This window comes from Luteibacter sp. P4_E6 (assembly GCF_056401535.1).
The window spans coordinates 1-9,562 of the sequence record NZ_JBFUJE010000124.1; the positions used below are offsets into that span (position 1 = coordinate 1).

Genomic DNA, 9,562 nt, shown 5'->3' on the forward strand with positions numbered 1-9,562 from the left:
GTGTACCAGCTCGACCCCTGGATGGGTGGCGATGAGGATGTCCGCGCCCGTCTGTACGAAGCGGCGGGCGAGGCAGACCTGATCCTCGTCGAGGGCGTCATGGGGCTGTTCGACGGATCGCCTTCGAGCGCCGATCTGGCGATTGCGTTCGGGCTGCCGGTGATGGCGGTGATCGACGGCAGTGCGATGGCGCAGACGTTCGGCGCCTTGGCGCACGGGCTGGCAACGTATCGTCCGGCGCTTGTCCTTCACGGCGTGCTGGCCAATCGGGTGGGCAGTGCGTACCACGCCGGTTTGCTGCGCGACAGCCTGCCGCCTGGCCTGACCTGGCACGGGGCGCTGCCCCGCGACGCCGCCATGACATTGCCGGAGCGACATCTTGGACTGGTTGCTGCCTCGGAGCTGGCCGATCTCGACTCGCGGCTCGACGCCCTCGCGGATGCATGGAGCAAGCAGGGTGTCACCGAACTGCCACCACCGGTCGCGTTCGAAGCGGGCACCACCATGCCCGCATCGGTGCGGCTGGACGGGGTCCGGATCGCCATCGCACGCGACGCCGCATTCGCTTTTATCTATCCGGCGAACCTCGACGAACTCCGCGCGGCGGGCGCCACCTTGCACTTCTTTTCGCCCGTGGCAGGCGACCCGCTGCCGGCGTGCGATGCGGTGTGGCTGCCTGGCGGCTACCCCGAACTGCACATCGACGCGCTTGCCGCACGTGACGACCTGCGTCGCGAGCTTCGCGCGCATGTGGACAGGGGAGGCCCCTTGCTTGCGGAATGCGGAGGCCTGCTCTACGCGCTGGACCGGCTCACCGATCGCGACGGTCATGCCGGTGCGATGGCGGGCCTGCTCGGGGGCCAGGCGACCATGCAGCGGCGTATGGCCGCATTGGGCATGCAAAGCGTCGAACTGCCCGAAGGTGCCTTGCGTGGGCATTCCTTCCATTACGCCGAAGCGAGCATCGATGCGCTTCCCCTGGCCGGCGCGAGCAACCCGCATGGCGGGCCGACCGCCGAGAAAGTCTATCGCCGCCAGCGCATGACGGCGAGCTTCGTGCACTTCTATTTTCCGTCCAATCCCGATGCGGCGCGACGGCTGTTCCTCGGATGACCGTTGCGCYTTGCATGGTGCTGGCGTTGCTGCTCGACATGATCCTGGGCGAGCCGCGACGGTGGCATCCGCTCGTCGGCTTCGGCGCACTGGCCGTTGCCATCGAACGACATCTCTATGCCGATCGTCGCCTTGCCGGCATGGCCGCATGGGCCCTCGCTGTCGTGCTGCCGGTGGCCTTGCTCGCTTGGTTGCGCGCCGCATCGCCCGCGCCACTGGCGTTGGTGATCGACGTGATCGTCCTGTACTTCGCGCTGGGTCGGCGCAGCCTTGGCGAACACGCACGTCCGGTGGCGCAGGCCTTGCTCGCTGGTGACCTCGTCGCTGCCCGCGTCGCGGTGGGCCGCATGGTGAGCCGCGACACCCTGGCGCTGGACGCGACGCAGGTATCCGCTGCCGCGACAGAGTCGGTGCTCGAAAACGGACACGATGCCGTCTTCGGTGCACTGTTCTGGTTTGTGCTGTTTGGCGGGCCCGGCGTGCTGGGATTCCGCCTTGCCAATACGCTGGATGCGATGTGGGGCTACCGGACCGCCCGATACAACCGTTTCGGACGGATGGCGGCACGTGCCGACGACGTCCTTGGTTTCCTACCTGCGCGACTGACCGCGCTGACGTACGCCGCCATGGGCGACGGCGTGACCGCGTTGCGTTGTTGGCGCGTGCAGGCGCCTGCCTGGGATAGCCCCAATGCAGGTCCGGTCATGGCGGCCGGGGCAGGGGCCTTGCGCGTCCGCCTCGGTGGGCCGGCTCCGTACCACGGTCGCTGGGAGGACCGCCCCGCGCTGGGCGAAGGCTCCCCGCCCGGAACGGACGCGATCCTGCAGGCGCTTCGGCTGGTCGATCGTGGCGTGGTCGTGTGGGTGGCCATCGTCTTGCTGGTGGGAGTCGCGGCGCATGCTTGAACACGGTGGACGACTCGGTCGCGCGGTGCGCGAGTACGGTATCGCACGCGAGCATTGGCTCGACCTGTCGACGGGGGTCAGTCCCTTTGCGTATCCCTTACCCACGGTGCCCTCGACCGTGTGGCAGCGGCTTCCCGAAGACGATGATGAGCTGCTCGACGCGGCGCGCGGCTATTACGGCACCGGCAACTTGCTGCCGGTCGCTGGCTCACAGGCGGCCATCGCCGCGTTACCACGGTTGCGCGGGCGTTCGCGCGTGGCCGTGGTCGAACCCGCCTACGCGGAGCATGCGCACGCGTGGCTAACGGCCGGTCACGACGTGGTGACCCTGCCGTTCCACGCGTTGCTTGCACGGGCTCACGAGTTCGACGTCGTGGTGGTGATCCGCCCGAACAATCCGACTGGCGAACGTGCCGACCGCGAGACTTTGTTGGAATTGCACGACCGCCTGGCCCGTCGCGAAGCGGCGCCCGGGCTTGCGCGGCAAAGGCCCTGGCTCGTCGTCGATGAGGCCTTCATCGACGTAAGCCCGGAAGACAGTCTCTGCGGACATCGGCGCGACGGTCTCATTGTTCTTCGTTCGGTCGGTAAGTTCTTCGGCCTCGCCGGTGCGCGCGCAGGTTTCGTTGCCGCATGGCCCGCGTTGTTGGACGACATGGCTGCATCGCTCGGTCCGTGGACGCTGACCGGACCCACACGCTACGTCGTGGCGCGCGCATTGAAGGACACCGCATGGCAAGCGTCGGCGCGCGAATGGCTGCGCCGTGCCTCCGCGCAACTGGCATCGCTGCTGACTGAGCACGGTCTGCCTCCTTCAGGCGGCTGCGAGTTCTTCCACTATTGCGAACACCCGGATGCCGCCACGCTTCATCGCGCCCTCGCGCAACGCGGCATCCTCGTCCGTCACTTCGACAACCCTCAGGCACTACGCTTCGGCCTCCCGGCCGACGAGGCTTCCTTCGTGGTATTGGGTCAGGCGCTATCCGAGGCCATCGCATGAACGCCCGTGTCCTCATGGTGCAGGGCTGCACCTCCGACGCCGGCAAAAGCACGGTCGTTGCGGCGTTGTGCCGCTGGCTACGCCATCGTGGCGTGGCGGTGGCACCGTTCAAGCCGCAGAACATGGCGCTCAATTCCGCGGTGACGGTGGATGGCGGCGAGATTGGTCGTGCGCAGGCGGTACAGGCCCAGGCAGCCGGGGTGGCGCCGCATACCGACTTCAATCCGGTGCTGTTGAAACCGAACAGTGATACCGGGGCGCAGGTGATCGTGCACGGGCACCCGGTGGGCAACATGGATGCGGTGGGTTACCACGCTTATAAGCGCGTCGCCATGACCGCGGTGCTGGCCTCCCATGGACGGCTCGTGGCGACGTATGACGCCGTGGTGGTCGAGGGTGCCGGCAGTCCGGCCGAGATCAACCTGCGGGACAGTGATATCGCCAATATGGGTTATGCGGAAGCCGTGGACTGCCCGGTCATCCTGGTTGCGGATATCGATCGCGGCGGTGTGTTCGCCCACCTCGTCGGCACCCTGGCCTTACTGTCGGAAAGCGAACGCCACCGGATCGCGGGCTTTGTCATCAATCGGTTCCGGGGCGACATCGCCCTCTTGCAGCCCGGCCTGGACTGGCTCGAGCGCGAGACCGGCAAGCCCGTGCTCGGGGTCCTGCCGTATCTGCACGACCTGGTACTCGAAGCCGAGGATGCGCTTCCGCGCGGACCTGCGATAAAGCCTCACGCGCGCCTGCGTATTGCCGTGCCTGCGCTGCCGCGCATCAGCAACCACACGGACTTCGACGTACTGCGTGCGCATCCCGACGTCGAATGCGTCTTCGTTGGCCCGGGTGAAATCTTCCCTCCGTGCGACCTCGTCGTGCTGCCCGGGTCGAAGTCGACCCGCGCGGATCTCGCCTGGTTGCGCACGCAGGGGTGGGACACGGCCATTCTGCGTCACGTGCGTTATGGCGGCAGAGTCATCGGCATCTGCGGCGGCATGCAGATGCTCGGCAAGGCCGTGCACGATCCCGCCGGCCTCGAAGGTCCTGCCGGTTCCAGCGAGGGGCTGGGTCTGCTCGACCTGGAAACGACGCTGGCGCCGATGAAGCAGCTGCGCAATGTGCATGCTTGGCTGGCCGACGGCGACACCCCCGTGACGGGCTACGAGATTCATTGCGGAGTGAGCGAAGGTGCGGGGATGTCCCGTCCGGCGGTGCGGCTCGACGACGGACGAGGCGACGGCGCGCGGTCGGACGACGGCCGCATCATCGGCACGTATCTGCATGGCGTCTTCGACCATCCTGAGGCATTGGCCGCCTGGCTCGGCAATGCCGGTCTCGCAGCGCCTAAGCAGCTCGACATCCACGCCCTGCGTGAGGCGACATTGGAACGCCTCGCCGCGGTCATCGATGCACACATGGACACCGCCGCTCTGGAACGCTTCTTCGGACTGCCAGCATGCTGACACTGATTCTCGGCGGCGCACGCTCGGGCAAGAGCGCGTTCGCGGAACGCCTCGCCACGGAAAGTGCCTTAGATGTCTTCTACGTGGCGACCGCACAGGCACTGGACGGCGAAATGGCCGACCGGATCGCCCACCATCGGTCGCGCCGCCCGGCCACATGGAAGTCATTCGAAGAACCCGTGGCCCTGGCTGCCGTACTCCGCGAGCACGCCCGCTCCGACCGCTTTCTGCTGGTCGATTGCCTGACSCTSTGGCTATCGAACCTGCTCGGTATCGACGAGGGCGCGCACTTCGAGCACGAGCGCGACGCCTTCCTCGACATCCTGTCCACCTTGCCCGGCAACGTTGCCTTCGTAAGCAATGAGGTCGGTCTCGGCATCACCCCTATGGGCGAGCTCACCCGCCGTTTCGTCGACGAAGCMGGCCGCCTTCACCAGGCCCTGGGGCAACGATGCGACCGCGTGGTCTTCGTCGCTGCCGGGCTGCCCCTGATCCTCAAAGGAACACCTCTATGAACGACTGGCTCGCGGCCCCCACTCGCGTCCCGGATGCGGCCACCGCCCAGCTCGCCCTGGCGCGCCAGGGCACGTTGACCAAGCCTCCCGGCTCGCTGGGCCAGCTCGAGGCCATCGCCGTGCAGCTGGCCAGCCTGCAGGGTCGTGAGCAGCCCCGCGCCGACCGCGTCTGGATTGCCGTCTTCGCGGGCGACCATGGCGTGACGGCGGAAGGCATCTCCGCGTTCCCGCAAGCGGTGACGGGCGAGATGCTGCGTAATTTCGCCCATGGCGGTGCGGCCATTGCCGTGCTCGCCCGCGAACTCAAGGCGACGCTGGAGGTGGTGAATCTCGGCACGGTGAACGATCCGGGCGACATCCCGGGCGTGCGCCGACGCATCATCGCTCCGTCCACCGCCAACTTCTGCACGTCCGCCGCCATGACCGAGGCGCAACTCGATGCGGCGTTCGCCGCGGGCTTCGCGAGCGTCGGCGAAGCCGTCAAGGCCAGCGCGCACATCTACATCGGTGGCGACATGGGTATCGGCAATACGACGGCGGCCAGCGCGCTCGCCTGTGCGCTGCTCGGCGAGGATCCCGCGATCCTCACCGGTGCGGGGACCGGGCTGAGTGCTGAAGGCATCGCACACAAGGTGCAGGTGATCCAACGCGCGTTGCAGCTGCACGTGGACGCTGACACTCCGCGCGAGCGCCTGCGCAGGCTCGGTGGATTTGAGATTGCAGCACTGGCTGGCGCGTTCGTCGCGGCAGCGCAGCGTGGCCTGCCTGTCCTCGTCGACGGCTTCATCACCAGTGTGGCGGCGCTGGCCGCGGTGAGGCTTCACCCGGACGTTCGATCCTGGCTGATCTTCGCGCATCGCTCGCAGGAACGCGGCCATGCACGCGTGCTGGCGGCGCTTGAGGCGGAGCCGTTGCTCGATCTCGGCCTGCGCCTTGGCGAAGCCAGTGGCGCGGCGGTCGCCGTGCCCCTGTTGCGGCTGGCGTGCGCGCTCCACAACTCGATGGCGACCTTCGCCGAAGCCGGTGTATCCGAGGCATGAGTATCGACTTGCTCAGGCACGGTGACACGGGGCAGCGCAGCTATCGCGGACAGCTGGACGATGCCTTGACCGATCTTGGTTGGACACAGCTTCGCGCATCCGTGGAAGGGCACGAGTGGGACCGCGTGGTGTCGTCGTCGATGTCGCGCTGTGCGCGCTTCGCCACGGAACTGGCCGAACGGCGAGGCTTACCGCTACGTCTCGATCCACGTCTGGCCGAATACCACTTCGGAGACTGGCAAGGCGTGCCCATCGAGGACATTGCGGAAAAGGACGGCGACGCKCTCGGTCGATTCTGGGCGGACCCCGTGGCGTATCCGCCGCCGGGTGCGGAGACCTTCGATGCTTTTCAGACACGTCTTACCGAAGCCCTGGCCGATGTGGCCAGGGAGGCCGCCGAGGCACGCGTGCTCGTGGTGACACACGGCGGCGCGATCCGCCTGCTGCGCTGCATCGCCGAAGATCGCAGCTTCGGGGATATGGCGGGCATCGACGTGCCGCACGCGTCCCTGCATCCGATTCTCTGGGGCTGATGATGAAGGGGCTGATCGTGGCCTTGGGATTTCTTACGCGGCTGCCCGTGCCGCGTATCGCCATCGATGCGCAGGCCCAGGCGGCCTCGCTGAAGTGGTATCCGCTGGTCGGACTGATCCTGGGCGCGCTACTGATCGGTGCTTTCGCGTTGTTGCATGTGATGCCCGCGCTGCCTGCGGCAGCGATCGTGCTCGTCGCATGGGTCGCCCTGACCGGTGCGTTGCATCTGGACGGCCTGGCCGACAGCGCCGATGCGTGGATAGGTGGCATGGGTGACCGTGAGCGCACCTTATCGATCATGAAAGATCCACGTAGCGGTCCCGCGGGCGTCGTCGCCCTGGTGCTGGTCCTGTTGCTCAAGATATCGGCGCTGGCGACGCTCAGGCATGCAGAGTGGTTGTTGCTTCCTCCGCTGCTCGGTCGCGCTGCGGTTGTCGCGTGGTTCCTGACCACCGATTACGTGCGCTCGCAAGGCCTTGGTGAGCCGTTACGAGGAGCGTCGGCGAACGGCTGCCGCGTTGCGTTGGCACTGACGGTGGCTTTCTGTGTATGTTTCAGCTGGGCCGGCCTCGTTGCGCTCGTCGCGGCATGCGTCACGGGCTGGGTGTGGAGGAGGGCAGTCATCCAACGCCTTGGCGGCTTCACGGGCGATACGGCGGGTGCGCTCGTTGAGATGGTCGAGGCTGTGGCCCTCGTCGCGTTGGTCGCGGCGCACGCATAACGCCGACCACAAGTTCTTGCGAGGTCTGCGCGTCGCCGCGAAGCAACCTTTGATACCGACCTGAGGAACTAACGCCGTTCCTCCTCTCGCAACCCTCCGCCGTCGCGGCCACGCCGCCGTCGCCCTACCTTGCCGGCCACACGCGCCTTTCAAAGAGGCCATTCTTTTCTACGGCTATCGAAACTTTTCGTTCGCATATTGCGACGCCGCATGACCGCGCTGACGGGGCTTTGCCGAAATTCGCTTGGCGGTTGATCTGGCTGCTGCACGCGCACATAATTCTAATAAAGGTAAGACGTCTTAACGTATTGACAGACGTCTTACGAGTTTCTAGCCTCCGTTTTCGTCGGGGCCAAGCGCGTGGGGGCGCTGGCGATCATGACAATGACGAATGGGGGGTGATTGAGATGAACCGTTTTTCGAAGAAGGCTCGTACGATGGCTTGGAAATGCACGATGGGATCGCTTTTTGCCGGCGCAGGTGCGCTGGGTGCGAGCTCGTCCGTGCATGCCACCGAGGGCGGCAATTCAACTTACGTGATCGGCGCACAGACGTTCCGCCAGGGCACGGTACCCGAGGGATTCGAGGTGCAGTCGTTCTCGGTGTTCTACGACGCCTCCCATTTTCGCGACGCCAAGGGCGGTGACCGCTTCGAGGATTTCTCCACCACGGTCGCCGTGGAAGCGATTCGCCTGTCCTACGGCATCCCGGAGGAATATACCCCGGGGTTCCATATCGGCTTCGCCGTGCTGAAGCCGTTCTTMTACATCGACACGTACCGCAAGCCACCGGGGAACGCACCCGCGACCCACGGCCATGACACGGGCCCGACCGATACCCTTGTCACGCCGTTCATCATCGGAAATGAATTCGACATTCCGGGGCTCGGCCACGTTGAGGAAGCGCTGAAACTCACCGCGAACGTGCCGGACGGCGACTACGACAAGACCCAGCCCATCAATGTCGGCCACCACTACTGGGCTTACCTGCCGAGCTACGGCGTCGAGGCTCATCCCGACGAGAAGACCTCGCTGGGGGTCAACATCACCTGGATGATCAACGAGACCAACAAGGCAACAAACTATCGCAGTGGCCAGGAAACGGTTACCGAGTTCGCTGCTATGCGCAAGGTGACCGACCACCTGTCACTCGGGCTGAATGGCTACTATTACCGACAGATCACCGCTGACAAGGAAGACGGGGAGATCTTCAACGGGGGCTTCTACGGTCGCGCCACCGCGATCGGTCCGCAGTTGCGGTACGCCATGCCGTTCGGTGGCGTCACGATGAAATGGCAGCATGAGTTCGACGTGCGTAACCGTCCCCAAGGCAACCGGTTCTGGTTGCAACTCGCGTTCAAGCTCTGATGCCATGCTGCGCCCGGATAGCCCTGTCTTCTTCCACACCGCGCGCTGGYGTGCGGTTCTTGCGGTACACGGGGTAACAACGTGAAAGAACTTATCGTGGGCATCACCGGAGCATCGGGCGCGATCTATGGCGTGCGTCTGCTCGAGGCCCTGCGCGGTCTCGATGACGTGCGCACCCACCTGATCGTTTCGCCTTCGGGCCTGCGCACACTCGAAGAAGAGACCGGCATGGATGCCGCGTCCCTGCGCGCTCTTGCCGATGTCCATTACAGCTACAAGGACATCGGTGCGGCCGTGTCGAGCGGCTCGTTCCGTACGGCCGGCATGATCGTCGCGCCGTGTTCGGTACGTACCTTGAGCGGCATCGCACACAGCTACGACGCCGACCTGCTCATCCGTGCCGCTGATGTCTGCCTCAAGGAACGACGTCGCGTGGTCTTGCTTCTGCGTGAGACACCGCTGCATGCAGGGCATATCGAGCTCATGGCGAAGGCGACCGCCGCCGGCGTGATCATCATGCCGCCCGTGCCGGCGTTTTATACGCGGCCGGTGACGATCGACGACATCGTCAACCAGACCGTGGCGCGAGCGCTGGATCTTTTCGATATCGACGTTGGCCTGGCCTTGCGCTGGACCGGCAGCCAGGCGCATGAGCGACGCGTCGCGGCATCTTCCAACGGCACCGATACGCCTACCCGGGGACATGCATGACTGCGCCAGGCACCACCGTTGAGCACCTGCTCGCCGACCGCCGGATCGGTGGATACCAGATCATCATCGCCGTCCTTTGCGGGCTCGCCGTTCTGCTCGACGGCATCAGCACCCAGTTGATCGGTTACGCCGCACCGGTGATGGGCAAGGCACTGCACCTGGCCCATGGGCAGCTCGGCAGCGCCTTCGCCGC

At 65.8% G+C, this 9,562-nt stretch carries 11 protein-coding genes; all 11 read left to right on the forward strand.

The features are described from left to right. Positions 1–1,113, forward strand: a 1,113-nt coding sequence (locus AC1DT2_RS09915) for a cobyrinate a,c-diamide synthase (protein WP_477296065.1), incomplete at its 5' end; no start/stop codon positions are given. Beyond that, a complete protein-coding gene (cbiB, locus tag AC1DT2_RS09920; RefSeq protein ID WP_477296066.1) occupies positions 1,110–2,018 on the forward strand; it encodes an adenosylcobinamide-phosphate synthase CbiB in 909 nt (302 codons plus the stop codon). The genes AC1DT2_RS09915 and cbiB, both read left to right, overlap by 4 nt. Next, positions 2,011–3,018 carry a threonine-phosphate decarboxylase CobD gene (gene cobD, locus AC1DT2_RS09925; RefSeq protein WP_213947525.1) on the forward strand — a complete coding sequence of 336 codons (1,008 nt, stop codon included), beginning with the start codon at positions 2,011–2,013 and terminating at the stop codon, positions 3,016–3,018. The genes cbiB and cobD overlap by 8 nt, the downstream gene beginning before the upstream one ends. Beyond that, positions 3,015–4,481, forward strand: coding sequence for a cobyric acid synthase (locus tag AC1DT2_RS09930; protein WP_477296067.1), 1,467 nt, complete (start codon positions 3,015–3,017; stop codon positions 4,479–4,481). Before cobD ends, AC1DT2_RS09930 begins: the two co-directional genes overlap by 4 nt. Next, positions 4,475–4,996, forward strand: coding sequence for a bifunctional adenosylcobinamide kinase/adenosylcobinamide-phosphate guanylyltransferase (gene cobU, locus AC1DT2_RS09935; RefSeq protein WP_477296068.1), 522 nt, complete (start codon positions 4,475–4,477; stop codon positions 4,994–4,996). The genes AC1DT2_RS09930 and cobU overlap by 7 nt, the downstream gene beginning before the upstream one ends. Next, the gene (gene cobT / locus AC1DT2_RS09940) at positions 4,993–6,036 is read left to right on the forward strand and encodes a nicotinate-nucleotide--dimethylbenzimidazole phosphoribosyltransferase (protein ID WP_477296069.1); all 1,044 of its coding nucleotides are present in this window, start codon (positions 4,993–4,995) and stop codon (positions 6,034–6,036) included. Before cobU ends, cobT begins: the two co-directional genes overlap by 4 nt. Continuing rightward, complete coding sequence (locus AC1DT2_RS09945) at positions 6,033–6,569, forward strand: histidine phosphatase family protein (protein ID WP_477296070.1); 537 nt, start codon at positions 6,033–6,035, stop codon at positions 6,567–6,569. The genes cobT and AC1DT2_RS09945 overlap by 4 nt, the downstream gene beginning before the upstream one ends. Further along, complete coding sequence (locus tag AC1DT2_RS09950) at positions 6,569–7,291, forward strand: adenosylcobinamide-GDP ribazoletransferase (protein ID WP_477296071.1); 723 nt, start codon at positions 6,569–6,571, stop codon at positions 7,289–7,291. The genes AC1DT2_RS09945 and AC1DT2_RS09950 overlap by 1 nt, the downstream gene beginning before the upstream one ends. Positions 7,292–7,746: 455 nt before the next feature. Beyond that, positions 7,747–8,658: a SphA family protein gene (locus tag AC1DT2_RS09955; RefSeq protein ID WP_477296072.1), complete on the forward strand. Its 912-nt coding sequence runs from the start codon at positions 7,747–7,749 to the stop codon at positions 8,656–8,658. Positions 8,659–8,739: 81 nt separating this feature from the next. Beyond that, positions 8,740–9,369, forward strand: a complete 630-nt coding sequence (locus AC1DT2_RS09960) for a UbiX family flavin prenyltransferase (RefSeq protein ID WP_477296073.1) — start codon at positions 8,740–8,742, stop codon at positions 9,367–9,369. Then, a partial coding sequence (locus AC1DT2_RS09965; RefSeq protein ID WP_477296074.1) for a hypothetical protein occupies positions 9,366–9,562 on the forward strand: 197 nt, incomplete at its 3' end. The genes AC1DT2_RS09960 and AC1DT2_RS09965, both read left to right, overlap by 4 nt.

Bases quoted from the DNA above. Each gene is read 5' to 3' on its own strand.
- cobD (WP_213947525.1), top strand. From the start codon at position 2,011: ATGCTTGAACACGGTGGACGACTCGGTCGCGCGGTGCGCGAGTACGGT.
- AC1DT2_RS09930 (WP_477296067.1), top strand. From the start codon at position 3,015: ATGAACGCCCGTGTCCTCATGGTGCAGGGCTGCACCTCCGACGCCGGC.
- cobT (WP_477296069.1), top strand. From the start codon at position 4,993: ATGAACGACTGGCTCGCGGCCCCCACTCGCGTCCCGGATGCGGCCACC.
- AC1DT2_RS09950 (WP_477296071.1), top strand. From the start codon at position 6,569: ATGATGAAGGGGCTGATCGTGGCCTTGGGATTTCTTACGCGGCTGCCC.